Raw genomic sequence first — 25,609 nt, 5'->3', positions numbered from 1 at the left:
ACCGGCTCGCCACACGACCAGGAGATGACCACACCGCATGTTCGTCGCGATCTTCGTCTTCACCATCGTGTTCTCGATCGCCCTGCACGAGCTGGGACACTTCGTCACGGCCAAGGCGTTCGGCATGAAGGCCGAGCGCTACTTCATCGGCTTCGGTCCGACGGTCTGGTCGCGCCACGTCGGTGAGACCGAGTACGGCCTGAAGGCCATCCCCGCCGGTGGGTTCGTCAAGATCGCCGGGATGACCCCGTGGGAGGAGGTCGACCCCGCCGACGACGGCCGGCTGTTCTACCAGCAGAAGCCGTGGAAGCGCGTCATCGTGCTGTCCGCCGGTTCGGCCACCCACCTGGTGCTGGCGTTCATCCTCCTCATCGCTGGCCTGGCGTTCGTCGGCCTGCCGATGTCCACCAACGAGGTGGCCATGGTCGTGGAGGACAGCCCGGGCGCGGCGGCGGGTCTCGAACCCGGCGACGTGATCGTGGCGGTCGACGGCCAGGCGGTCGACGGCTTCGCCCCGATCCGCGACATCGTGGAGGGGGCGGCAGGCGAGACGCTGGCCCTGGAGGTGCTTCGCGACGGCGAGACGATCACCACCGAAGCCGTGCTGGACGCCGCACATCCCGACCCCGAGCGGGCCGGCGCCGGATTCCTCGGCGTCGCGCCGGAAGGGGCCGTGGAACCGCTCGGCCTGGTGGACGGCACGCGGACGGCGTTCAGCCCCTCGGCCAGCGTGGAGATCACCGGCCGGGACTACTCGATGTGGTTCATGACCCGGGCCACGGTCGACGGGTTGACCCGCATCTTCAGCCTCGATGGGCTGACCTCGTTCTTCGGGTCCGTGGCAGGTGACGAACCCCGCCCGGCCGAGAGCGCCACGAGCCTGGTCGGTGCCGGCCAGATCGTCAACGAGCTGGGCAACCAGGGTGATGTGTTCGCGGTGCTGGTGGTGCTGGCGCAGCTGAACCTGGTCCTCGGCCTGCTGAACATGCTGCCCCTGCCGCCGCTCGACGGTGGCCACGTCGCCGTGCTCGCCGTGGAGGAAAGCGTCGAGGGCGTCCGGAAGCTCCGCAAGGACGGCCGCTCGCGTCCGAAGTTCCGCCTGAACCCGTCGGTGGTCACCCCGATCGCCCTGGCCGTGATCGCGTTCTTCGTCGTGCTCACCGGCACCGCCCTGTACCTCGACATCACCCAACCGGCCTCCCAGCTGGTCCAGTAGCCGCCGGTCGGGGGCCTCGTCCGGCTCGAGCGGCTCGTCGGCTCGGGCTGGCGTGTGCGTTGGGCGGCTGTGGAGGGTGGGGAAGGCGCACGGGGTCGGCCGCTGTGTCGATTGCCAGCCTTGAGTGGCCGGGTATCGGACACGCTGGGTGAGGGTGGGTGCGTTGGACGGCCGAGGAGGATGGGGATCGCACACGCCGCTGGGGGCGGTCGGCACGCTGGGACCGCGCACGCCGCTGGCCGGTGGCCCCGCTGTCAGCCCGTCGGGGTGAAGGGGCAGGGGCCGATCGTGGCGCTGATGGCGTCGTGGTCGCTGCCGGGGAGGGGGATGCGGCCTCGGCTGCGACCGCACCAGTCGCCGCCGACCATGAGGTGGTCGATCCGCAGCCGCAGCGGCAGGAACAGCGGCTTCGTCGACGTCGGCAGCGCCCAGGTCGACCGCATCACGTCGTCGACCACCCCGGTCAGCTGCCGGTAGCCGTAGCCACGGTCGCTGAGGTTCATGTCGCCGGCGACGACCACCGGCCCGTCGACTGCCTCGAGCCCTGCCGCCAGGGCCTCGGCCAGCCGTCGCTGCGTCAGCAGGTCAGCTTCGTACCTGGTCGGGTGCGGGGCGTCACCGACCAGGCCCCGCGCAGTCGGCCACGGCCGCGGCAGGTGCACGGCGACGAGTACGAAGGGGGAGGGGGCCTCGACCCGGACCACGACTGACCGGGCCTCCTGCAGCCCGTCGAGGTCGGGCAGCCGCTGCAGCGGAAAGCGCGACCAGACGTTGACCCCGCCCAGCCGTCGGGGCAGCGCGGTCGAGGTGTACGGGTACACCGCCTGCAACCCCTCGATCGCCAGGACCGGCGTCTCGACCGTGACCAGCACGTCGGCACCGGTGGCCAGCAGCTCGTCGGTCGCGGCATCACCGTCGTTGGCCGACCGGAGGTTCGCCGACACGATCTCCACCGCCTGCCCGCGCGGGGGCTGCAGGTCCAGGGGTGTCCACGGCAGCACGGTCCCGGCCACGCAGGCCAACGCGAGGCTCGCGGCGGTCACGACCACCGGGCTGGGCGGACCACCCGGCCTCGTCGAGCGCCGCCATCGCAGGTGCAACCACACCCCCGCGCAGGCCGCGGCCAGCCCGATCACCGGCAGCAGGATCCCGACCAGCTCGCCCACCACCGGGACACGGGCCAACAGCAAGACGCCCCACGGCAGGAGGAGGGCGAGGTGTGCTCTGGCGGGGGCGGTGCGCACGCCCCCACGTCACCACACCGGCGCAGTCACAGCCAATCGAGGATCACGCGGCCTCGCCGGCCAGCCAGGGGCCGCCGAAGTGGGCGGTCATCGCCCGGTCCAGCCGGACCAGCCCGGGGCCGGACCAGGCCAGCTGGTGGCCCAGCCGGTCACAGCGGATGACCTGCTGGCCGATCTCCTCCTCATCGACGTCCTCCTGGTTGCGGGGGTCGACCATGATGGACATGGCATCGATCACCCAGCCGACCCCGTCGTCGGACGCCACGGGATCGCCCAGCGACACGTCGTCGTCCCCGCGCTCGCCTCGGACCGGCCACACCGTCGTGCGGCATTCGGGCCGGCCGGCGGCTGCCTCGACGCTGTGCACGACCAGCACCCGCTGGCGCAGGTCGCCGACGTCGGGCAGCACCGGCGGGATCGGGTCGTCCCGGGACCACGCGCGCCCGCCGAGGGAGATGGCCAGTCGGTTCGCGCGGAGGGCCATGGCCAGGGCGCCCACCTCGATGATGGCGTCGTGGTGCCGGCCCTTGTCGAACGGACGAACGGTGGCGAGGAACAGCGAGCCGGCGGCGTCGAAGGCCACCATGGTCGGGCGGATGTCGAGGCCGTCGCGCAGGTCGCCGACGGCCAGGTCGGCCAGCAGCTGGTGCTGGTCCTCCCAAACGGGTTCGGTGGTGTGGGGTGAATGGTCCATGGGGCGACCCTGACCGATCCGCGCGCCCGTCGGCCGAGAAATCGCCCTCGACCTGTGGACAACGGTGGCGTGGCGGACGAGTGGCACTCGGACGGATGTGGGTAGGTTGGTGGACACCATGGTCACGTCGCTTCCGGTCCTGTCCACCGCTCCCGCTCCGCCCGAGCACCTCACCCCTCCCGTCCGTCGAGAGACCCGCCAGATCGACGTCGGCGGTGTCAAGGTCGGCGGCGGCGCGCCCATCAGCGTGCAGTCGATGACGACGACACCGACCCACGACGTCAACGCCACCCTGCAGCAGATCGCCGCGCTGAACGCCTCCGGCGTCGACATCGTGCGCGTCGCCGTTCCCCGGCAGGAGGACGCCGACGCCCTGGCGGCGATCGCCAAGCAGTCCACCGTCCCCGTGGTCTCCGACATCCACTTCCAGTGGAAGTACGCGATGGCGGCCATCGAGGCGGGCGTGGCCAAGGTTCGGATCAACCCCGGCAACATCCACAAGGCCGGCGACACCTCCAAGGTGAAGGTCATCGGTGACGCGGCGAAGGACGCCGGCATCCCGATCCGCATCGGCGTCAACGGCGGCTCGCTGGAGAAGCGGCTGCTGGAGAAGCACGGCGGCGTGACCCCTGCGGCCCTCGTCGAGAGCGCCCTGGACGAGGTGAAGATCCTCGAGGACGTCGACTTCACCGACATCGCGATCTCCGTCAAGCACTCCGACCCGTGGACGATGATCCAGACCTACCGGCTGCTCAGCACGCAGACCGACTACCCCCTCCACCTCGGCGTCACCGAGTCCGGGCCCCTCAAGACCGGCCGGGTCAAGTCCGCCGTGGGCCTCGGCGCCCTCCTCAGCGAGGGCATCGGCGACACCATCCGCGTGTCGCTGTCCGCCGACCCCGTGGAGGAGGTCAAGGCCGGCATCGAGATCCTCGAGGCCCTGCACCTGCGCGAGCGCGGCCTCGACGTCGTGTCCTGCCCCTCCTGCGGTCGGGCCGAGGTCGACGTCTACACCCTCGCAGAGAACGTCCAGAAGGGGCTCGAGGGCATCGACGTTCCGCTGCGCGTCGCGGTCATGGGCTGCGTCGTCAACGGACCGGGCGAGGCCCGCGAGGCCGACCTCGGCGTCGCGGCCGGCAAGGGCAAGGGCCAGATCCTCAAGAAGGGCGAGGTCCTGTGGACCGTCGCCGAGGACGAGATCGTCGAGACGCTGGTCTACATGGCCAACGAGATGGCAGAGGAGATCCGCGCCGAGCGTGGCGACGGTTCCCCCGCCGTCGTCAGCTAGCCTGCGGGGCCAGTGAGCAGCACCTCCAGCCCCGCCCCCGCCCGCACCGACGCCCCCGCGCTGCAGCACGCGCGAGGGGTGGCCACGGCCATCGCCGTGGAGGCCGGTGACCTCGCCATGAGCTGGTACCACCGAGGGGTTGCCACCGAGGAGAAGGGCCACGCCGACCTGGTCAGCGAGGCCGATCGCCAGGTCGAGGCGCTGGTCAAGCGACGTCTCGTCGAGGCGTTTCCCGAGGATGCCGTGGTGGGGGAGGAGGGGACGGGCCCGACGTCGGTGCCGACCGAGGGTGCGCGTCGGTGGTACGTCGACCCCATCGACGGCACGACCAACTTCCTCAAGGGCCTGCCGGACTGGGGTGTGTCGATCGGCCTGGCCGGCCCCGCCGACGAGCTGCTGGTCGGCGTGATCGTGATGCCTCGCCACGGGACCCTGTTCAGCGCTGCCCGAGGCATGGGCGCCACGCGCAACGGCGTGCCGATCCACGCCTCGACCGTCGACCGGGTCGACCGGACGCTGATGTGCTACGCGCTGACGGCGCGAGCCCCCGAGGCCTGGGGCGGCCCGGATCGCATGCGCGCCGGTTACCTCGCGCTGGTCGGCAACGCGCTCGGCACCCGCATGCAGGGCTGCTCGGTGGCTGACCTCACCAGCGTCGCCACCGGGGTCATCGACGCGTCATGGGCCGGTGGCATGAGCCCGTGGGACGTGGCTGCGGGGCTGACGATCGTGCTGGAGGCCGGCGCCCGGGTCACCGATGTCGAGGGCAACCCGGTGACCACCGTGACCACGGACTTCCTGGCCTCGCCGCCAGCCGTGCACGACGAGCTCCGTGCCCTGATCACCGGCGGCTGACACCCACCGGAAGGGCGTCCGCGAACAACTCCTTGCACCCGGCATACCTGGTATGCATACTGTGGATGCATGCGCGGTATCCATACGGACCGCACGGCATCGACAGGGGATCACCCATGAGCGTCAAGGACGGGCTGCTGGCACTCCTCGCCAGCGCACCCGGCTACGGATACCAGCTCAAGACCGACTTCGAGGACGCCACCGGCGGGGCCTGGACGCTCAACATCGGACAGGTCTACACCTCACTGCAACGCCTCGAACGCGACGGACTGGTGGAGGAGGTCGACGCCGACGACGAGGAGCGACGCTCCTACGCCATCACCGCCACCGGCCGCGAGCACCTCACCCGCTGGCTGGCCGAACCGGTTGCACGGAGCCTGGAGGGCAGGGACGAGGTCGTCATGAAGATCCTCCTCGCCGTCGCCACGCCCGGCCACGACCCCCGGGGCGTGATCGCCGCCCAGCGTGATGCCACGATGCGAGTCCTCCAGACCCAGACCAGGCGCAAGGCCCAGCAGCCGCCGGTGCTGGCGGAAGCGATACAGCTGGACCGGCTGATCCTGACCTGCCGCGCAGAGCTGGACTGGCTGGACCTCGCCGAGCAACGCCTCGATGCCGTCGGCAACGGCCACCGCGCCGATCCCGCCACCGACAGACCCGTCACGAGCACCCACACCACCGCACCACTCGCGCCCAAGGGGGGCACCCGATGATCACCGACCGACCGGTCGTGCTGCGCATGCACGACGTGACCCGCATCCACGGTGCCGGCAGCACCGCCGTCACCGCGGTCGACCACGTCGACCTGGACGTCCGGGCCGGCGAGCTCGTCGCCGTCATGGGCCGCAGCGGCTCGGGCAAGTCCACCCTCCTGAACCTCGCGGGTGGCCTCGACCAACCCAGCAGGGGAGCGGTGGTCGTGGAGGGCCAGGACCTGTCGACCTGCAGGCCGGCCAGGCTGGCAGAGCTGCGTCGGCGCCACGTCGGCTACGTCTTCCAGCACGGCAACCTCCTGCCGACCCTCACGGCATCGGAGAACGTGTCGTTGCCGTTGGAGCTCGACGGGGTCTCGGTCCGCGAGGCACGGGCTGCAGCGGTGTCGATCCTCAGCGAGGTCCTGCACCCCGACGTCGTCGACCGCTACCCCGACGAGCTGTCGGGCGGCGAGCAGCAACGCGTTGCCGTGGCACGCGGGTTGATCGGCAGCCGCCGGCTGCTGCTGGCCGACGAACCGACCGGCGCCCTCGACGAGGTCACCGCCGAGGCCGTGATGCGTCTGCTGCGCGACCGCTGCAACGACGGCGCGGCCGCGCTCGTGGTCACCCACGACGCGGCGCAAGCGGCCTGGGCTGACCGGGTCGTGCGCCTGCGGGACGGCCGCATCGACTCCATCACCGGCGACCGCCCTGCCAGCCAGTCGACCACCACCCAGGCCAACGACACGCTGACCGCGGAGCTGCAGCGATGACCGCGACGTCCGTCGGCGGTGCGGTGTCGGCTGCGCCTCGTACCCGTCCCAACCGCCTGCTCGCGATCGCCCGCCTGGGTCGTCGTACCGTGCGCGGTGGCGGCTGGCGCCACCTGCTCGTCGTGGCGATGATCGGCCTCGTGGTCATGGCCGCCACCGTCGTCGCCATCGGTGCCCGATCCACCGACGTCCCGGACCGGTCGTGGCTGGTCGACCAGGTCGGCACCGTGGCCGACGCCCGTATCCAGGTGTCAGCCCCGACGCTGACGTTCGATGACCTGCCCGACGACCTGCAACAGGTGTACCTCGAGGTGCGCGGTGCGCCGCCCGTGGTCCCCGACCTGCGGCCCGTCCCCAGCATCGTCGAGGACACCGCCCGCGGCAGCGCGCTGATGCCGATCGCCGAACGATGGACCGACACCGGGGTGCAGCTGGTCGCGGTCGACCTCGACGACCCGCTCGCGGAAGGGCTGTTCCTCCGCGACGGATCGGTGCCCGGCGCCGGTGAGGTGCTGCTCAGCACACCCCTGCTCGAGCGGCTGGACGCCCACGTCGGTGCCACCGTCGACCTGCCCGATGTCGGCGAGGTCGTTGTCGTCGGCACCGTCACCCAGCCCAGCAGGTACCTCACGGACCTCGCCGTCCTCCCGGAGGGAACGCTCGGTGATCCGACCGGATGGCTCGTGGACACGCCGACGCCCGACGACGCGGTGCGGCTCAGCCAGGTCTTCGACGCCGAGCGGGCGGGCATCGACAGCGAGTACGGCCGGAGCATGATCGTCCCGGGGGCCCAGCCCCTGTCCACCGACAGCCCGTCCCTGCCCCGCCGGATCGTCGAGAGCCCGAGCTTCGTCGGCTCCGCGGTCGGTGCGCTGCTGGGCATCCAGGTCGCCTTCGTCGCGGCAGCGGCGTTCGCTACCGGTACCCGCCGGCGACTGCGCCAGTTCGGCCTGCTGTCGGCAGGCGGAGGTGCCACCCCCGGTCAGGTCCGCACCCTTGTCATGGTCGAGGCGGCCGTGCTCGGGATCGCGGCCAGCGTCATCGGCGTGCTCGCGGCCATCCCCGTCGCCCGCTTCGTGCGCCCGTTGATGGAGGCCATGACCTCACGTGTCGTCCCCGACATCGTCATGCGACCGCTGGACCTGCTCGGCCCGGCAGCGGTCGGCGTGGCTGCTGCCGTCCTCGCGGCCGCATGGCCCGCCAGAACCCTCGCACGGACCAGCGCGTCGACGGCCCTCGAGGGGCGGCTGCCCCTCGGACGGGTGCCACGCTGGGTCACACCGGCCGCGGCCCTGTGCTCCGCGCTCGGCGTGACCGTCATCGCGGCTGCGGCCACCGGCTCCGGCAGCCGGGGAATCGCGCGGGAGGCCACCTTCGTGCTCGGTGTCGGCATGCTCGTCACGGGCGTCGCCGCCCTCGGGGTGCCCCTGCTGGGGCTCGGCGGCCGGCTCGCCGACCGGCTGTCCCCGGTCCTGCGGCTGGCCGTCCGCGACGCCGACCGTCAGCGAACCCGCTCCGGGGCGGCCGTCGCCGCGCTCGTCGTCGTCGTCATGCTACCGACCCTGGCCGTGACGGCGGCCGCGACCGACGAGGCTCGCTGGGGGCAACCGGACAACACGGCCGGGCCACCCACCCTCATCCTCCTCGGCCCCTGGGTCGACGGCGTCCAGCTGCCCGCCACCGCCGACCACACCGACGACGTCGTGGACCACCTGCCCGTGCCGCCAGCGGACCGGTTCGAGCTGTCCTACGTGTTCGCCGAGGGCCAGCAGCCGGTCGGGGTCACCGTGCTCGACGACGTGCCCGGCCCATCGGGGTACGCCCCCGGGCAGGGTCGCACCGTGCTGGCCACCGACGAGGTCCTCGCTCGACTCGACCTGCCCACGCAGGCGACCGAGGCGCTGGGCGACGGCGACCTGGTCGAGCTGGTCCAGCCGGGCCTGATGACGGGCGACCAGCGTGACGCCGGCGCCCGACCGGCCCGCCTGGTGGCACACCCCCTCACGCGGGAGGCCCGCGACGGCGTCCCGACGGGCACGCCGCTCGGCGACGACATCAGCCTGCTGGCCGTCGAGACCGACACCAACCCGATCGGTCGCGTGGTCCTCGTCCCTCCCGCCACCGCACGCGATGCCGACCTGGACCACGCGCTCCGGGCCACCGTCGTGGTCCTGCCGCGGCTGCTGACCCACGACGAGGTCGACGGCGAGGACCTCTACGGGGACAGGATGGTCCAGGTCGAGACGCCGTACCGCGTGGCTGCGGACCCCGGCGGGCCCGACGGCAACCTCGTCGCGGTGGCTGCAGCCATCGTGGTGGCGCTCCTCGTCGTGGGGATCACCACGGCCCTCGCTGCCACGGAGTCCGACCGTGACCTCGCCATCCTGTCGGCCGTCGGTGCCGGGCCGAGCACCCGACGTCGGTTCCACGGACTGCAGGCCGCCTACCACTCGGGGCTGGCCGCCGTCCTCGGCGTCCCTGCGGGCCTGCTGCTGTATCGGGCCGGTGCGTCGGCGAGCACGTCGGAGGGCCCGACGATGGTCGTCGCCTGGTGGCCCGTCCTCGGGCTGCTCCTCGGTTTGCCACTCGTGGTGGGCGTGGTGATGTGGCTGGTCACCCGATCGGCACCGTCGACGCCGTCGAGGCGCATCGCCTGACCGCGGACCAGACGTGCGACGGGTCGGCCGCTGGGGGGTGGCCGGCCCGTCGCCTCACTCCTGTGGAGGCAACCGGCCCGTAGCATCCTCCGGGTGAGCCCACCCCGAACCGACTTCAGCGTCGGTCGCCTACCCGTCACCCGGCGCTTGTTCTTCGCGCTCGGGCTGTTCGTCACGGTGTCCGTGGCCGGCGTCATCGCGCTGATGGCCACGCAGGACGCCACCGCCGCCGATGCCATCTACTTCGTCGTCATCACCGTCTTCGCCGTCGGCTTCACCGAGATCGTCGAGCTCGACCAGGTGGGGCGGGGCATCATCAGCGCGATCATCGTGCTGGGTGTGGGCAGCTTCACGTTCCTCACCGTCAACGTCATCGAGTTCCTGGTCGAGGGACACCTCCTCGACCTCGTCGGGAGACGCCGCATGAACCGCCAGCTCGACGCCCTCGACCAGCACATGATCGTCTGTGGCTTCGGCCGTGTGGGGCGGCAGGTCGCCGACGACCTCAGCCGCGACCACACCCAGCAGGTGGTGATCGACATCGATCCCGAACGGCTGCACTTCGCCGCCGAACGCGGGCTGCCCCACCTGGTCGGCAACGCCTCGGAGGAGTCGGTGCTGGAGGAAGCCGGCATCCGCCGTGCGTACGGGGTCGCCGCGGTCACCGAGGACGACGCGGAGAACGTGCTCATCGCCCTGACGGCGAAGCTCGTGCGGCCCGACCTGTTCGTCGTCGTCCGGCTGAAGGACGCGCGCAACACCTCCAAGGCCCACGCCGCCGGCGCCGACCGCGTCATCTCCCCGAGCGAGATCGGCGGGCACCGCATCGCGGCGCTGCTGACCAAGCCCTCGGTGGTGGACTTCCTCGACGTCGTCACCCACGCCTCCGACGTCGACATCGTCCTGGAGGAGATCGAGCTCCGCGAGGACGCCCCCGTCGTCGGGCTCACGCTGGCCACCGCTCGCCTGCGCGACACCTACGGCATCAACGTCGTCGCCATCCGTCGGGCCGGGGTCGAGGGGCTGAGCACGCGTCCCGACCCGGTGGTGCCGTTGGGTGCGGGCGACGTGCTGGTCCTGATCGGTGCCCGGGAGGACCTGGACCGCCTGCACGCCGACAACGGGCGCCCGACCCACGAGCGCCGCCGCCCCGACGCGGGCTGACCCAGTCTCCGGACGCAGACCCGGAACGCAGCCCCCGAAGCGGGCCCGGCGCGCAGCCCCGAAAAGCAGCGACGGCCGCCGGTGCAATGCCGACGACCGTCGCGGTTGACCGTCAGGAGGGGCTAGGACTCCATGACGGCCTCGGCGGCGTCACAGGCCGCCTGTTCGGCCAGGCAGACAACGACGGTGCCCGACTCGGCCGGCGCGAACGCCGACTCGAGGAAGGACATGGTCTCCGTCGGCAGGTCATCGCCGTTGGCCAGCAGGATCGGGGCGTCGGTGGAGGCCGACAGGGCAGCAGCGGTGAAGCCCGCCACCCACGACATCGCCGACTGTCCCTCGACCACGATCACACGCTCGGCCGGGTTGCCCTCGTCGAAGCCACGGGCCTCGGCGATCGCCACCGCGGTCGCGAACCGGTTGGCTCCCTGGACCCTGTTGGTGCCCAGGTCGAGCGCCTCGACGGCGTCCAGGACGACGTCGGCGATCGCTGCGGAGCCACCGATGGCGGTGACGTCGGATGCCGACGAGGACGAGAGGTAGGTCGCCGCCGAGTCGTTCAGCTCCTCGGACTGGGTCAGCAGCAGGCCGGTTCCGGCCTGCGCCGCCCAGCCACCGGCAGCCAGGGAGTCGGCGAACGCCTGGGTGGCGTCGCTCGACCCGTCCAGCGGGTAGGCACGGGCCAGCAGCAGCCCGTCGGTGTCGGCAGCGGACTCGGCGATCGCGGTCGCCGTCTCGGTACGGGTCTCACCGGCGATGCGGGTGACGGAGAAGCCCTCCGCCTCCAGCGCGTCGGTGACGGCCTCGCTGATGGCCGCGGTGCCACCGAGGACGATGACCTCCTCGACCCCCAGCCGCTGCAGCTCCGCGAGGACCGCGGACTCCAGCTCGTCGGCCTCGTTGAGCAGCAGGGAACGGCCGTCGGTCTGCAGCGTGCCGGATGCCAACGCGTCGGCGAAGACGGTGTCGGAGGCGATGATCGCGCTGTCAGCGGCCTGGGCGAACGCCCGGGTGCTGGGGTTGGTCAGCTGCGACATCTCGATGGACAGGTCGGTCGGGTCGGCCTCGTCGACGCCGCCGGGGGTGACGGACAGGACCCGGTCGGGACCCTCGGTCGGCTCCTCGGTGGGTTCCTCGGTCGGGGTGACCGGGCCCGGACCCGGGCCGGGGCCCGGAGCGGGCGGGGGCTCGAAGCGAACGGTGACCTGCTGCGGGCGGGACTGGTTGCCCGAGGCGTCCACGGCGATCCAACGCAGGACCGTCTGCTCGCTGATGGTCAACGGCTCCGGGATGTCACGGATGTAGCGACGCTCGATCACCGGTGAGTCGAGGGTGGGCACGCTGCCGTCGGTCGTGTAGTGGATGGTGGCCGGCTCGTCGGAGTCGAAGGTGACGTCGACGGGCTCCTCGAACCACTCGGTGTCGGCGATGTTGGTCGAGGTGACCGGCGCCTGGGTGTCCTCACCGAACGCCTCGACGACCTCCAGCAGGCCGTACATGCCGTTGGCGAACTCCATGGCCTGGTAGAAGCCCTCGGAAGCGAAGTCCGGCTGGAAGCCGGTGCTGTCCCAGGAGTCGTCGACCGGGTCGTAGATGCGCGCACCGACCTCGAAGTTGAACGCGAAGATGTCGGGGTCACGACCGACCTCGGTCTCCTCGTCGACGTACTCGTAGTAGTGGTCGTCGGCGGAGTTGCCGGCGGCGGAGTACAGGACGTCGATGACGGGGCCGGCACGACCGGGCTCGATCACCGTGCCGCGGAAGGACTTGATGTCGCGGAGGATGTCCTCGGCGGTCTCCTCGAAGTAGGCCTCGATGCCTGCGGTCGGGCGGGGCAGCGTGACGCGACCCTCCTCGATGTAGGACGCCGGCGCCCACATGAAGTACCCACCGTGGGAGTGGGTGTTCATCGCGAACTCGATGTTGGGGAACGTCTCCGCCAGCCACATCTCGTTCTGCGCCTCGGGTTCACTGCCCTCGGCCGGACCGGCGTAGGTGCCGCTCGTGCACGACGTCGTGCTGGCGCCGTCGTACCCGTCGTGGGCACTGCCGACGCGGTAGTTGCGGTTCAGGTCGACACCCATGGAGTTCCAGCGACCGGTGTCGGAGTTGTCCGCCTCGCAGTGGTTGGTCATGCTCTTGCGCTGGAAGTTGTAGTCGTACATCGAGAAGTTGGTGCCGTCGGGGTTGACGGTCGGGACGATGAAGATGTCGAGCGCGTCGACGAGGCGGGTTGTGTCCGCGTCGGTGCCGTAGTTGGCGGTCAGGCGATGGGCCGTCTCGACGCAGACCAGCGGGGTGACCCACTCACGGGCGTGCTCCTGGCAGTAGATCATCAAGCCGGGACGGGTCCCGTCCCGCTGCGCACCGATCCGAATGGCCTTCACCTGCGCGGGTTCGCGCGCGATCGTGTCGGGTGCGCTCAGGCGGTCGCTGAGGGGGTAGGTCCCGGCGATGGCCGGGCTGGTTCCCTCGTTGCCGCGGTAGGTGTGTGCCGAACCCATCGCCTGGACGGCGGCGTTGGCGTTGAGGGCCGCGACGACCTCGGCCGCCGTGGCGATGGCGGTGCCGGCAGCGTCGGTGGCGAGGGTGACCGTGATGGTGGTGCCGGTGACGTCCACCGAGGTGGTGGCGTCGGGCGTGCCCGGGTTCTCCAGGACCAGCGTCCAGTCGTTGCCGCCCTCGCTGCCGTAGGCGTTGCTCAGGAGGTAGAGGACCTCGCTGGCGCTGCCGCCCGAGGTCTGGGCGACGGCCTGCCGGCGATAGCCGTTGGTGAGGTACGGCAGGTCGATCAGCTCGGTGATGTCCGGGTAGTTCGCAGCGATGTCGACGATCTGCTCGGTGGTCTGGACGGCGTCCATGTACCCCTCGTTGGTGAAGCCCCACTCGAAGCCAGCCGGGAACGGCGAGACCGAGCCGGAGGTCCACTCACGGGTCGGAACGGTCGTGGACTCGCCGTCGTCGTTGCTGACGGTCACCTGGGTCGGCGGGGACACGACGCGCTCGGGCGAGCTGAAGCGGTGGTACATGTACTGCCCGGCGTCGCGGAATCGCGACATCGGGAACTCCTCACCGTTGGCGGTGACGGTCAGGATGTCGTCCTCACCCTCCTCGGAGTGGGCCTCCACCGAGATGAAGATGCCGACGCTGTTGGCGAACCAGTCGGCGCGGAGCACGTCGATGTAGCGGTCCTCCACGACCGGGGCGGGGGAGGGGCTGCTCTCGGCGAACTCGGCCATCTGCGCCTCGGCGACGACGCGCTGCTGCATCTCCTCCGGCTCGACGAGCACGTTGCCGAACAGGTCGTCCTGCAGGTCCTCCAGGGTCGGGGCAGGTGCGCTGTCCAGGATCCGTGCGAACCCGGGCAGGGCCTCGGCCTGTCCGTCGCTGGCGAGGACGCTCAGGTCCCAGCCTCCGCCGTCCGCGGCGTTGACCTCGGCGACGTCGTATCCCGCCACCTCCAGCATCTGGATGTGGCTGGACTCGGGCACGTGGACCAGCAGGAACTGCGTCACGGACTCATCGGTGACCCGCTGGTCGGCATCGGCGCCGCCCACCAGGGGCAGGGTCGCCAGCAACATGGCGGCGACCGGGATCAGTACCGCGAATCGCGACACCAACCGTGTGCGGACAGAGGACAACGGCATGGCTTGACTCCTTCAACGACGGGACGGTCGCGTTGCGCGACCGCGGCGCCTTCCACATCCCGATAAGAGGGCGGGAGTGAACGCAAGGTTGACGCTAGAAGGGCCCCCGATGGACCGGTATCAGCACGAGGTCGCGTCCTGCGGACCACCGACACGACCTGGTGTTCGAACGAGGTTCAGGAATGCGGGTGGTGGGCGAGCGCCCGCAGCATCCGTGCCGCCTTGAGTCCGAGGTGGAGGTGCAGGCGGACCTGCCCGTCGTCGAGCCTCGTGCCCGTGATCTCCTCTATCCGTCGGATGCGCTGGTACAGCGACGCACGGTGCAGGTACAGCGTCGAGGCCGTGGCCTTGACCTGTCCGCTGTTGTCCAGGAACGCCTCGAGGGTGTCCAGCAGCACACCGTCCTCGATGGCCTGCAGCGTTCGGATCGACTTGGGCACCATCGCCGACAGCTGGTCAGGACCCAGGCTGGACAACATCCCGAACACGCCGAGGTCCTGCCACGAGGCGAGGGGGGCGTACTCCGGCATGGTCCCCGCGATGCGGGCGGCCCCGATGGCCTGCCGGTAGGAGTACACCGCACAGCTGAGGTTGCGGCGGCTGGCGCCGACCCCGACCGAGGGCGGGTCCCCGATGGCACCGGCCTCTGCCCAGCGTGCCGTCGCCTCCTCCAGCAGCTGTCGGGCCACCCCGCTGCCGGACTCCTCCGACCCCAACGGAAGCGCCGGCACGAGCAGCACCCCATGGGTGCGTCGGGGGAGGTGCAGGACCCCGGCTCGGTCCGTACTGCGGACGGCGCGTCGCAGTACCCGGAGGATGAGGTCGGCGGTCAGCCCGCTGGCATGGCCCTCGACCGCCCCGGCCATGACCACGACGGCGGTCACCGGTGCCCCGGCCGGGTAGGCGTTGTCGTCGACCAGGTCGGCAGCGGACTGGTGGCGGGACTCGCGGTCGCCCAGCAACAAGGTGCGGACGTCACGTTCGTGCAGGCGCTGGATGCGCTCCACGGTGCGGCGCACCCGGTCCTGTCGCGACGCCGGTGCGGGCTCGTCCGCGGCGGGTTCGTCCAGGACGATCGCGTCGGGGGTGGCCTCGTCGAGGGCCAGCCCGTCGCTGTCCACGTCGATGGAGCCGAGGGAGGACGGCTGGTCCTCGGCCTGTCGGTCGAATGGAGGACTCATCGGTCGGCGGGATCCGTGGGTTCCGGGGGAACGGCACACGTAGGGTAACCGCTTTCCGACCCGCCGGGTTTCGCGTTGTCCCCCACCCCGACGGAATCGACCCCGTCGCCGGATGGAATCCACCCCGGCCTGATGCCGAAACGCTGGACTCGCGCGGCCGCGCGGATGGAATCGACCCCAGACGACCGTTTGATCCCCTCCAAGTGGGGACGATTCCATCCGGTGGGGCGCAGCAAGCGGAAGGCTTCCCACGGCAAGGGCAAAGGGTGCTGCTACGCTGTTGAGTTGCCTGCCGCACCGGCGGCTGGCCGGCACGCCGCGATGTGTGTTGGACAACTGACCGGGTGGCACGAAGTGGGCGCTTGCGCCCGCTTCTTTTGTTCTCCACTGCAGACTCGACCCACCCCACCCGAAGGAGCACCCGATGGCCGCGACGCTGATCGACACCATCGACGAGCTCGCACGGCCGCTCGCCGACGAGGCAGAGCTGGACCTGGTCGACGTCGAGGTGAAGGGCGGCGGCGGCCGCACGCGCATCCGCGTCATCGTGGACCGCAAGGGCGGCGTGGACGTCGGTACCTGCCAGAAGCTGTCGAAGCGACTCGCCCGGCTGCTGGACGACCACGACCCGATCAAGGACCGCTACACCCTCGAGGTCACCTCCCCCGGCACCGACTGGCCGCTGCGCACGCAGCGCGACTTCGACCGTGTCGAGGGACGTCTGGTCAAGGTCGTGCACGGGGACGAGGACCAGTCGGACGAGGTGGTCGGCGAGATCGCCTCCACCACGCCCGAGGCCGTCGTCGTTCGCGACAAGGCCGGCGACACCCACGAGATCAGCTACGACCGCATCATGAAGGCCACACAGCAGCTCCCTTGGTGAGCCTGGTGGTGAGGGACGAAGAGACATCGGAAGGACAGCCGCGATGAAGGTAGAGATCCCAGCGCTCGAGGCGATCGCACGTGAGAAGAGCCTCTCGTTCGAGACGGTGCTCGAGGCGATGGAGGGTGCCCTGGCCAACGCCTACAAGCGGTCCAACGCCGAGGCCGAGGAAGCCCGCGTGGTCATCGACCGCATCAGCGGCGAGGTCACGGTGTTCGCCCAGCGCCTGGACGAGGAGGGCAACGTCGTCGACGAGTGGGTCGACACCCCCGCCGACGCCGGTGGCCGCATGATCGCCCAGACCGTCAAGCAGGTCCTGACCCAGCGCCTCCGCGAGGCCGAGCGCGAGCTGACCTACGGCGAGTACTCCGGCAAGACGGGTGACCTCGTGTCCGGCACCATCCAGATCCACGACAACCGCGTCGTCGTCCTGGACCTCGGCAACGCCGAGGCCGTGCTGCCCCACGCCGAGCAGGTGTCCACCGAGCGCTACGAGCACGGTGCCCGCATGCGCTGCATCGTCACCGAGGTCCGCAAGTCCCTGAAGGGGCCGCAGATCATCGTCAGCCGGTCCCACCCGGACCTGGTCGCCTCCCTGTTCGCCCTTGAGGTTCCCGAGATCGAGGCCGGCGTCATCGAGATCAAGGCGGTTGCCCGCGAGGCCGGGTACCGCACCAAGATCTCCGTGGCCACCAACGACGCCGCGGTCGACCCGGTCGGCGCCTGCGTCGGTCCCCGCGGCAGCCGTGTCCGTTCGATCGTCGAGGCGCTCAACCAGGAGAAGATCGACATCGTCACCTGGTCTGACGAGCCGGCCCAGCTGGTCGCCAACGCGCTGTCGCCGGCCAAGGTCAGCGAGGTCTACCTCTATCCGGAGGAGCAGACCGCGTTGGTCGTCGTGCCCGACTACCAGCTGTCGCTGGCCATCGGCCGCGAGGGCCAGAACGCCCGTCTGGCCGCCCGCCTGACCCGCTGGCGCATCGACATCAAGTCCGAGACCCAGTTCGCCGAGGAGCAGGCCGCCTTCCAGGCCGCCCTCGACCGTGGTGAGATCGACGAGTACGGCAACCCCCTCGCGCCGGCCGAACCCGGTACCGAGCCCGCCGTGGCCGCCCCCGACGACACCGTCGAGGCCCCGGCCGACGCCCCGGCCGACGCCCCGGCCGACGCACCGGTCGACGCACCGGCCGAGACTCCTGCCGAGACTCCGGCTGACATCCCCGCCGACACCCCCGCCGACATCCCCGCCGACATCCCCGCCCAGGCCGACCCGGCCGATGGTGAGGAAGCAGGGTCGGCAGGGTAGGAGTAGGCTGGTCACTCGGCCGCCGGCCCCCAAGGGACGATGTCGGCGCCACGGAGGCCCTTTCGAGCTGCACATGACACCCGCAGCCGGGGGCACCGTCGCCCGAGAGGCCGACACCCCAACAACTTCACGAACCCTCACCCCACCTGCGGGCACCGTCCGTACGGTGGGTTTGTGCGCCGCTGACAGCGGCGTGATCCATCCACAGGAGTGGTTGCACTGAGCAAGGTCCGCATCTACGAACTCGCCAAGGAGACAGGTCTGTCCAACAAGGAGGTCCTGGATCGTGTCAGCGAGCTCGGAATCGAGGCGAAGTCGCATTCGTCCTCCGTATCGGAGGGCGACGCGCTGCGCTTCCGCGAGAGCCTGGGCAAGGCCGCGGCAGAGAAAGAAGCCGCAGAGAAGGAACGGCAGCGCCGTGAGGCCGAGGAGTACGAACGGGCCATGACGGAGGCAAAGCCGAAGGAGCGGACCGCAAGCCGCATCCTTCCCCCTCACCTGCGCAAGGCCGCGCAGTCGGAGGAGACCGGTGAGTCCGCGGCAGCGCCCGCGGCTCGCATGCGTCCCCCCGCCCAGCCGTTCCGGCCCGCCGACTCCGGCAGCACCAGCGTCGGCGGTCAGCCGACGCCGGCCGCGCCCTCGGCACCCGCTGGCGAAACCGCACGGCCCGGGGGTCCGCCCCCGCGCCCGGCTGCGCCGCCACCCCCGGCACGTCCGGGTGGTGCGCCACCTGCGCGTCCGGCCACGCCGCCGGCCCAGCAGCCGGCAGCTGCCCAGTCGTCTCCGGCCGCGCCGGCAGGCGACCAGGCCCGGCCTGCCGCTGGCAAGCCGATGGACCCGAGCCGTGCCGCGGCGATCGCCCGGCAGGGCGTGGTGTACCGGCCCGGCGAGAAGCCGCCGCAGCAGCAGCAGCCGACGCCGCCCCAGCAGCAGCCCGCGCGTCCGGCCCAGCCGGCCGCACGTGGCCCGCAGGACGGTGGCGCCCGCGCGCCCCAGCAGCCCGGTCAGCCCCCCATGGGCACCCCCGGCGTTGCCACGTCGGGTCCGCCCCGTCCGGGTCAGCCCACGATCCCCGAGCGCATGCTCCGCGGCAAGGCCGTCGAGCCCGTGCGCAAGGTCGAGACCAAGCTGCCCCAGGAGGGATCGGGCAAGCGGTCCATCCCGCCGCCCCTCAAAGCGGCGCCCAAGGGTGGCCCCAGCCGTCCCGCGGGTGGCCCCGGCCGCCCCGGCGGTCCCGGTCGTCCCGGTGGTGGCCCCGCTGGCCCCGGTCGTCCCGCAGGTGCGCCTGCTGGTCCCGGTCGCGGCAAGAAGGGCAAGAAGCGCCGCGGTGACCTGTCGCCGCAGGAGCAGTTCGAGCAGAACAACCGCCCGCGCCGCGGTCGCCGTCAGAAGGAGGCCGTCAAGGCCGCCGTCGAGGGCCCCGTGGATGTCGTCCCCGGCGTGACCGTCAACGAGTTCGCCAAGGCGATCGGCGTCAACGCCGTCGACATCGTGGCTGTGCTGTTCCGCATGGGCGAGATGGTCACCGTGACGCAGTCCATGTCCAACGACCTCATCGAGCTGGTCGCTGCGGAGATGGACGCGGAGATCAACTTCGTCGACGCCGACGACCTGCTGTTCGCCGACTACGACGAGGTGCAGGACGACCCCGCCGACCTGATCGACCGTCCGCCGGTCGTCACGGTCATGGGTCACGTCGACCACGGAAAGACCCTGCTGCTGGACTCCATCCGCAACGCCGACGTCGTGTCGGGCGAGGCGGGCGGCATCACCCAGCACATCGGTGCCTACCAGGTCACTCGTGACGGTCGGAAGATCACCTTCATCGACACCCCCGGTCACGAGGCCTTCACGGCCATGCGTGCTCGCGGTGCGTCCGTCACCGACGTCGCCATCCTCGTGGTGGCAGCCGACGACGGCGTGAAGCCGCAGACGGTCGAGGCGATCGACCACATCAAGGCGGCCGACGTGCCCCTGATGGTGGCGGTCAACAAGATCGACAAGGAGAACGCCGACCCCGTCAAGGTCCGCACCCAGCTGACCGAGTACGAGCTCATCGCCGAGGAGTTCGGCGGCGACACCACGATGGTCAACGTCTCGGCCAAGACCGGCGAGAACCTCGACGAGCTGCTGGACCTCATCCTCCTGCAGGCCGACGTCGAGGAGACCAAGGCCAACCCCAACCGCGACGCCCGCGGCACCGTCATCGAGGCGCACCTGGACCGCGGACGCGGTGCGGTGGCCACGGTGCTGGTCCAGAACGGCACCCTGCGGGTCGGCGACAACCTCGTGGCCGGCGTGGCGTCCTGCAAGGTCCGTGCGATGTTCGACGACGTCGGCGAGCGCGTGACCGAGGCCGAGCCCTCCAAGCCCGTGATGGTGCTCGGTTGGTCCGACGTTCCCGATGCAGGTGACGAGTTCCGTGTCGTCGACGACGAGCGCACCGCGCGCGACATCGCCGGTGACCGCGCAACGCGTGCCCGCAAGGAAGAGCTGGCCAACCGTCCCCGCCTGACGCTGGAGAGCCTGGGCGACGCCGTGCAGGAGGGTCAGCTGACCAACCTGAACCTGGTCGTCAAGGGTGACGTGTCCGGCACCGTCGAGGCGGTCGCCGCCGAGATGGACAAGCTCGACCTCGAGGGCGTTCGCACCCGCATCGTCCGCAAGGGCGTGGGTGCGGTCACCAACGACGACGTCGTGCTGGCCGATGCCTCCGACGCGATCATCATCGCCTTCAACGTTCGTCCCGAGGCCAACGCCCGGCAGACGATCGAGGAGACCGGTGTCGACCTGCGGCAGTACTCGATCATCTACAAGGCGATCGAGGACATCGAGGCCGCCGTCAAGGGCCTGCTGGCACCGACCTTCGAGGAGTTCACCGTCGGTCGCGCCGAGGTCCGCGAGGTCTTCAAGGTCCCGCGCGCCGGGTTCGTCTTCGGTTCCTACGTCACCGAGGGCACCATCAAGCGCAACGCCAGCGTGCGTGTCGTCCGCGACAGCGTGGTCGTGGCCGATGACACCATCGGTTCGCTGCGTCGGTTCAAGGACGACGTCGCCGAGGTCCGTGAGGGCTTCGAGTGCGGTATCGGCCTGGACAAGTTCCAGGACATCAAGGTCGGCGACGAGTTCGAGGTCTACGAGGAGCGAGAGGTCGCGCGCGACTAGCGCCTTCCTCCCGACCTGATGACGCCACCCGGCCTGCCGGGTGGCGTCTCGTCTTTTCCGGCCCGGTCAGCCCGCCGATGACTCCGGTGGGGGACCGGTGGGGAACACGTCGTTGAGCACCATCACCCGGGCGGTACCAGCGGTGCCCGCGGGGGGTTGCTGCGCCCGGAACGACTCGATCACCTTCTGCAGCTGCTGGCTCAGCTCGGCGGTCTGGGCGGTCGTCAGGGTCAGGCGCGAGTTGGAGATCATCGTGGCGTCACGCCACTCGACCGGCCACCGGTCCTGATCGCGCTGCCAGGCCATCAGCCGCTCGTGGCGTGATCGGCCGAGCTCCTCGATGACCATGCGGGCCTCGACCCGGGTGTGCGGTGAGTCCATCAGGTCGCGCTCCAGCGACCAGCCGCCCGGCTTGCTGCGCCAGTACCGGTCGCGCCCCGTCCCGATGTCGGCCGCTTCCTCGATCAGGCCCACGTCGGCGAGGCGACGGAGGTGGTAGCTGGTGGTGCCGCTGGACTCACCGACATCCCGTCCGAGGCTGCTGGCCGTCGACGGGCCCAGCGCCTCCAACCGTTCCAGGAGCTGCAGCCGCAGGGGGTGGGCCATGGCCTTCAGCATCTCCGGGGTCAGCGGCCGGCCCCGTTCGAGCACCCGGTCGGCGTCGTCAGGCGGGCTGTCGGCTAGGTCGTCGGGGGTCGGGTCAGGGGGATGCGTCGGCATGGACGGAACTCGATCGGTCGCTGATCTCGAACAGTTGTTTGCAGAGAAGTGTTTGCAGAGAAGTCTCTGCGGTCGTAGGCTGACCGCAACCGCAGAGAACTCTCTGCAATCGATGATAGGGGAGGTGGGTTCGTGGAGGAAGAATCACGCGCGGGGTTCCGCCGGCTCTGGCTGTCCACCGGGTCCGGCAACCTCGCCGACGGCATCCTGCTGGCTGGGCTTCCCGTCATGGCGACGACCGTCACGACATCCCCGTCCCTGGTCGCCGGCGTGCAGGTGGCGTTCATGTCCGCGATCGCCGTGGCCGCGCTGCCGTCCGGCGTCCTCACCGACCGCCACGACCACCGCAACCTGCTGGTGTGGTCCAACGTGCTCCGCGTGCTCGGCCTCGGCGCGGTCCTCGCGGCCGTGGTGCTGGGGGACTGGCGCCTGGGCGCCATCTACGTGGCAGCCCTGCTGGCGGGGTCCACGGAGATGGTGGCCGACACCACCGCTGAGGTGGCGGTGCCCGCCCTCGTGCCACGCGCGGGCCTGGCAGCCGCGCACTCCCGTCTCGTCGGCACGCAGCTGGTCATGAACGACGGGGTGGGCGCGCCGATCGGTGGCTGGATCGCTGCGGGGTCGATGAGCGTCGGCATGGCCGTCCCCGCGGTGCTCTACGGCGTGGCGGCGGCGATCGTGCGACCGCTTCGCCTGCCCCCGGTCGATCGCCCGCCCCGGCGACCGGCGCGTACCGAGGTCGTCGAGGGGTTCGCCGCCCTGCGTCGTGATCCCCTGCTGCTGCGCATGGGGACCGCCTCGATGCTGATGAACGTGGCGAACACCGCGTTCTTCGCCGTGGCGGTCCTGCTGGTCATCGGGCCCATGGGCCTGCCCAGGTCGGCCTACGGCGCGGTGCTGCTCGCCGTTGCCGTGGGCGGTGTCGCGGGCAGCGGCCTGGCCGATCGAATCGTCGACACCATCGGGGTCCGACGGGTGCTGCAGGTGAGCCCCCTCGTCCTTGGGGGTGCGTACGGCCTGACGGGCCTGGCCGCCGACACCGCGGTCACCGTGGTCTCGCTGGCTGTCCTCGGCGCGTCGGGCATCGTCTGGAACATCTCCAGCCGCGTGATCCGCCAGCAGCGCGTGCCGGCTCCGCTGCTGGGCCGCGTGAGCGCCTCCATCAAGCTGCTGTCGCTCGCTGCCGCCCCGGTCGGTGGGGTGCTGGGCGGCGTGGTCGCGGACCTGGCCGGTGTGCGATGGGTCGGCGCCCTCGCCCTGTCGTTCGGGGTGGCGGCGGCGGTCGTGCTGTGGCGCGTGGACCCTGACATGCAACCGCGGGACGATCAGCCGAGCGAGCCGACCCGGCCCATGGCCATCCGCCGGTCGATGCCCGTGGAACCCCCGTGGCACCCACTGCCCCCGATCCGCTGACCGGCTGACCGGGTCGGCGCCCCCGCGGTCACGACGCCCAGAAGATCTCGACGCGAAGGACGGCATCGCCCTCGGGGAACGCCCGGGTCGACAACGACAGTGTCGTGTCCGCGTCCAGGTTCGTGCTGGGCGTGTTGGCCAACGCCCCACCGGGGGTGGTGTCCTGCCCGTCGGTGTTCGCCGCCGCCCATCGGCGGATCGGGTCGAGGTCGACCTCCAGGGGGTCCGCCAGCGCCTCGGCTCGCCCGACCACGTCGTCCACCGACTCGGTCGGGAAGGTGACGGACATGGAACGAAGGCGGTCCTCCTCGCGCGAGACGTTCGCCCGGCCGATCTCGGTCAGCACCACCCCTCCGGGCAGCCTGATCTCGTCGGGCTCTGCCTCCATCGCCGTGAGGTCGGTGTCCCAGCCCACGTCGGCGGGCGCGTGGCCGCCGGTCAGGTCCCAGGTGTCCAGGGCGGATCCTCCTCCCGATGTGGTGGTGCAGGCTGCCGTGAACAGCAGCATCGACAGGGCGGCCGCGAGGGCCCGGTGCATCGTCCTCACTCGGCGGGATCGTAGCGGAGGGGGCCGACATCGGGCACGAGGCGCTGGGGGGCGGCCTGGTCGGCGATCGGCACGGCGACGAGCGGCCCGGCGGTGCCGTCGTGCACGTGGTCGATCCACGCGGGCAGCATGTCCTGCTCGATCCACTGCCAGCGGTGCGCGAAGATCGACACGTTGTTCAGCGGCAGGTCGACGCTGGCGCCGATCCGGTCCGGGGTGTCGATCGACAGGCCCCCGAACGGCAGGTCGAGCGGCCCCACCCGGTCGGGGTAGATCGTCACCCGGTCGGGCGTGTCGATGTAGCCACCCACCTCGAAGGGCACGACCTCGCGGAAGGGACGGCCACCGGGCACCGGGGAGGAGGCGAGCACCGACATCCCCATCGTCAGCGCCCAGGTGGTCGGGCTGTGGTCACGGATCGCGTCGTAGTCGTCGCCGATGATCGTGGACTGCTCGTGGCGCAGCAGGCTGGCGTTCCCCGCCTCGACCCGATCCGGGACGCCGCTGTCGATGGCGCGCCACGCCTCCAGCTGCAGCGGCAGGATCGTCCCGTCGTCGGCCAGGCGCTCGAGGGCAGCCATCCCGCCGACCCGGTGGGCGACGTGTTGCCAGGCGAGGTCGTCGAAGATCTGCTTCTGCATGTCCAGGAACGTGGTCTCGACGTAGGCGAGCTCGCTGGCCAGGACGGTGGCACCGGCGTCGGCCAGCTCGCCCGCGAGCTGCGACCCGAACGGCCCGAGGTGCCGGGTGAGGATCTCCACGGCCTCCTCGACGGGGATCTCGCCCGACTGCAGTCCCAACCGCAGCACGTGCAGGTCCTGGAACGCCGCGTAGAAGGTTCCGCCGGCCAGCGTCGCCATGCCCGACCACAGGTAGCGGTCGGGGTCCGCCGCGAACAGGTCCTGGTAGAAGGCCCACGCATCCACCGCGATCCCGTCGAGCGGCGCCAGGCCGCGTGTCGGATCCCACGAGTCGGCATCCAGGTCGGCGAGCAGGTGGGTCAGCCACCGCCACGACGACGGATCGTTGACCCCCGTGACCAGCGCCAGGAGCGGGTCGACGAGGGTGGAGCGAAGGGCCGCCTGCAGCGGGGTGAGGGGGCCGACGAACCCCGTCCCGACCACCGGGTTGCCCACGGTCAGCGCGTCGGCCAGCAGCCCGTCGAGCCCCTGCAGGCGCAGCGCCTCGATCACGGCAGCGCTGGCGCTGGGGTCCGCGGCCGCGTCCATCAACAGCTGGCCGAGCAACGTCATGGCCGCGACCAGGTCGGGCTGGGACATGCCGTTGTCGCCCAGGACGAACGCCAGCGCCGCCGCCAGCTCGTCGGGCTCGACCGTGCCGTCCCCGTCGGCATCCAGCACGATCCCGGCCGAGCCGTCCAGCAGCCCGCCACCGGTCGCTGCCCGGCCGAAGGAGGGACGGCCCGTGGGATCCACGACACATGCGCTGACGCGGATGGCCGTCCCGCGCACGGCGTCGTCGTGCTCGTCGCCCAGGGCCCGAGCGCGCGTCCGGAGACGGGCCAGGGCCCCTTCGGCCTCGGCGACCGCGCGGTCCAGCCGCACCACCTCGAGATCGGCCCGGTCGTAGTGGCGCCACGCGGCCGAGCGCGCGTCGTCGGTGGCGTCGGGATCCCGCTGGACCCACCGCAGGCCCTCGAGCGCCGACGCGCGGGCCCGCTGGGCGTCGGGGCGCAACGCCTCTGCATCGGTTCGTCGCTGGTCTGCGGCCTCGGCGAGGTCCAGCAGCGCCACGGCCCGCGCCTGGAGGATCACGAGCGCGTCGACCCACGCCGACAACGCCGACCCGGCGGACCGGGCCCGGGCGCTGCCGTGCAGGACGACGGCCGGCAGCTGTCCGAACACGGTGAGGAACCCATCTGCGGATGGCCCCGACCAGCCCCCGGTCCCCGCCTCGAGCGCCACGTCGCCGGTATCGGCGGCCGCGTCGTCGGTGGCGGTGGCAGCTCGGCGCAGCGACTCGGCGACCTGCTGGATCGAGGCCGGGTCGCCAGGGGCCGGATCGCCGTGCAGCACCCCCCAGTCGCGCCCGCGCGCGACCGTCGAGCCGCGCCCGCCCGCGACCGTCGAGCCGCGCCCGCGCGCGACCGTCGAGTCGCGCATGCCCGCGACCGCGACGTCACCGCGCAGCAGTCCCATGT

At 71.3% G+C, this 25,609-nt stretch carries 18 protein-coding genes; 11 read left to right on the top strand and 7 right to left on the bottom strand.

Annotated features, from left to right (window positions below; translation table 11 throughout):
* Window positions 1-37: 37 nt before the first annotated feature.
* Window positions 38-1,216: a M50 family metallopeptidase gene (locus DVS28_RS16720; RefSeq protein ID WP_114592473.1), complete on the top strand. Its 1,179-nt coding sequence runs from the start codon at window positions 38-40 to the stop codon at window positions 1,214-1,216.
* Between the two features lie 254 nt (window positions 1,217-1,470).
* Here the strand turns inward: DVS28_RS16720 and DVS28_RS16715 are convergent, their stop codons facing one another.
* Window positions 1,471-2,460, bottom strand: a complete 990-nt coding sequence (locus tag DVS28_RS16715; RefSeq protein ID WP_114592472.1) for an endonuclease/exonuclease/phosphatase family protein — start codon at window positions 2,458-2,460, stop codon at window positions 1,471-1,473.
* 43 nt (window positions 2,461-2,503) lie between these two features.
* On the bottom strand, window positions 2,504-3,154 hold the full coding sequence (locus tag DVS28_RS16710; RefSeq protein WP_114592471.1) for a hypothetical protein: 651 nt from the start codon (window positions 3,152-3,154) through the stop codon (window positions 2,504-2,506).
* A gap of 118 nt (window positions 3,155-3,272) precedes the next feature.
* Here DVS28_RS16710 and ispG point away from each other — a divergent pair, with 118 nt between their 5' ends.
* From ispG to DVS28_RS16680, 6 genes are all read left to right on the top strand, one after another.
* A complete protein-coding gene (gene ispG, locus DVS28_RS16705) occupies window positions 3,273-4,442 on the top strand; it encodes a flavodoxin-dependent (E)-4-hydroxy-3-methylbut-2-enyl-diphosphate synthase (RefSeq protein WP_114594232.1) in 1,170 nt (389 codons plus the stop codon).
* A gap of 12 nt (window positions 4,443-4,454) precedes the next feature.
* Window positions 4,455-5,297, top strand: coding sequence for an inositol monophosphatase family protein (locus DVS28_RS16700; RefSeq protein ID WP_114592470.1), 843 nt, complete (start codon window positions 4,455-4,457; stop codon window positions 5,295-5,297).
* 116 nt (window positions 5,298-5,413) lie between these two features.
* Entirely contained in the window at window positions 5,414-6,010 is a 597-nt protein-coding gene (locus DVS28_RS16695) for a helix-turn-helix transcriptional regulator (RefSeq protein ID WP_114592469.1), read from the top strand.
* Entirely contained in the window at window positions 6,007-6,765 is a 759-nt protein-coding gene (locus tag DVS28_RS16690) for an ABC transporter ATP-binding protein (RefSeq protein WP_114592468.1), read from the top strand. Before DVS28_RS16695 ends, DVS28_RS16690 begins: the two co-directional genes overlap by 4 nt.
* Entirely contained in the window at window positions 6,762-9,422 is a 2,661-nt protein-coding gene (locus DVS28_RS16685) for an ABC transporter permease (RefSeq protein ID WP_114592467.1), read from the top strand. The genes DVS28_RS16690 and DVS28_RS16685 overlap by 4 nt, the downstream gene beginning before the upstream one ends.
* Window positions 9,423-9,515: 93 nt before the next feature.
* On the top strand, window positions 9,516-10,586 hold the full coding sequence (locus DVS28_RS16680; RefSeq protein ID WP_114592466.1) for a potassium channel family protein: 1,071 nt from the start codon (window positions 9,516-9,518) through the stop codon (window positions 10,584-10,586).
* A gap of 122 nt (window positions 10,587-10,708) precedes the next feature.
* On the opposite strand, the gene DVS28_RS16675 is transcribed toward DVS28_RS16680, so the two are convergent.
* Together DVS28_RS16675 and DVS28_RS16670 are read right to left on the bottom strand one after the other, a co-directional pair.
* A complete protein-coding gene (locus DVS28_RS16675; RefSeq protein WP_114592465.1) occupies window positions 10,709-14,233 on the bottom strand; it encodes a M14 family zinc carboxypeptidase in 3,525 nt (1,174 codons plus the stop codon).
* 176 nt (window positions 14,234-14,409) lie between these two features.
* On the bottom strand, window positions 14,410-15,414 hold the full coding sequence (locus tag DVS28_RS16670) for a PucR family transcriptional regulator (protein ID WP_114592464.1): 1,005 nt from the start codon (window positions 15,412-15,414) through the stop codon (window positions 14,410-14,412).
* A gap of 424 nt (window positions 15,415-15,838) precedes the next feature.
* Between DVS28_RS16670 and DVS28_RS16665 the strand changes: the two genes are divergently transcribed.
* The 3 genes from DVS28_RS16665 (at window position 15,839) to infB (ending at window position 20,768) form a co-directional block, all read left to right on the top strand.
* A complete protein-coding gene (locus DVS28_RS16665) occupies window positions 15,839-16,297 on the top strand; it encodes a ribosome maturation factor RimP (RefSeq protein WP_114592463.1) in 459 nt (152 codons plus the stop codon).
* 43 nt (window positions 16,298-16,340) lie between these two features.
* Window positions 16,341-17,603 carry a transcription termination factor NusA gene (gene nusA, locus DVS28_RS16660; RefSeq protein WP_216826094.1) on the top strand — a complete coding sequence of 421 codons (1,263 nt, stop codon included), beginning with the start codon at window positions 16,341-16,343 and terminating at the stop codon, window positions 17,601-17,603.
* A gap of 210 nt (window positions 17,604-17,813) precedes the next feature.
* A complete protein-coding gene (infB, locus tag DVS28_RS16655) occupies window positions 17,814-20,768 on the top strand; it encodes a translation initiation factor IF-2 (protein WP_216826093.1) in 2,955 nt (984 codons plus the stop codon).
* 66 nt (window positions 20,769-20,834) lie between these two features.
* Here the strand turns inward: infB and DVS28_RS16650 are convergent, their stop codons facing one another.
* The gene (locus DVS28_RS16650) at window positions 20,835-21,488 is read right to left on the bottom strand and encodes a winged helix-turn-helix domain-containing protein (RefSeq protein WP_114592462.1); all 654 of its coding nucleotides are present in this window, start codon (window positions 21,486-21,488) and stop codon (window positions 20,835-20,837) included.
* A gap of 132 nt (window positions 21,489-21,620) precedes the next feature.
* On the opposite strand from DVS28_RS16650, the gene DVS28_RS16645 reads away from it, so the two are divergent.
* Window positions 21,621-22,901 carry an MFS transporter gene (locus DVS28_RS16645; RefSeq protein ID WP_164710660.1) on the top strand — a complete coding sequence of 427 codons (1,281 nt, stop codon included), beginning with the start codon at window positions 21,621-21,623 and terminating at the stop codon, window positions 22,899-22,901.
* Between the two features lie 28 nt (window positions 22,902-22,929).
* On the opposite strand, the gene DVS28_RS16640 is transcribed toward DVS28_RS16645, so the two are convergent.
* Both DVS28_RS16640 and DVS28_RS16635 read right to left on the bottom strand, forming a co-directional pair.
* Complete coding sequence (locus DVS28_RS16640; protein ID WP_164710659.1) at window positions 22,930-23,448, bottom strand: hypothetical protein; 519 nt, start codon at window positions 23,446-23,448, stop codon at window positions 22,930-22,932.
* On the bottom strand, window positions 23,445-25,607 hold the full coding sequence (locus DVS28_RS16635) for a hypothetical protein (RefSeq protein ID WP_164710658.1): 2,163 nt from the start codon (window positions 25,605-25,607) through the stop codon (window positions 23,445-23,447). The genes DVS28_RS16640 and DVS28_RS16635 overlap by 4 nt, the downstream gene beginning before the upstream one ends.
* Between the last annotated feature and the right edge of the window lie 2 nt (window positions 25,608-25,609).

It is taken from the genome of Euzebya pacifica, assembly GCF_003344865.1.
Classification (GTDB): domain Bacteria; phylum Actinomycetota; class Nitriliruptoria; order Euzebyales; family Euzebyaceae; genus Euzebya; species Euzebya pacifica.
This window is presented reverse-complemented; position numbering and strand designations above follow the sequence as displayed.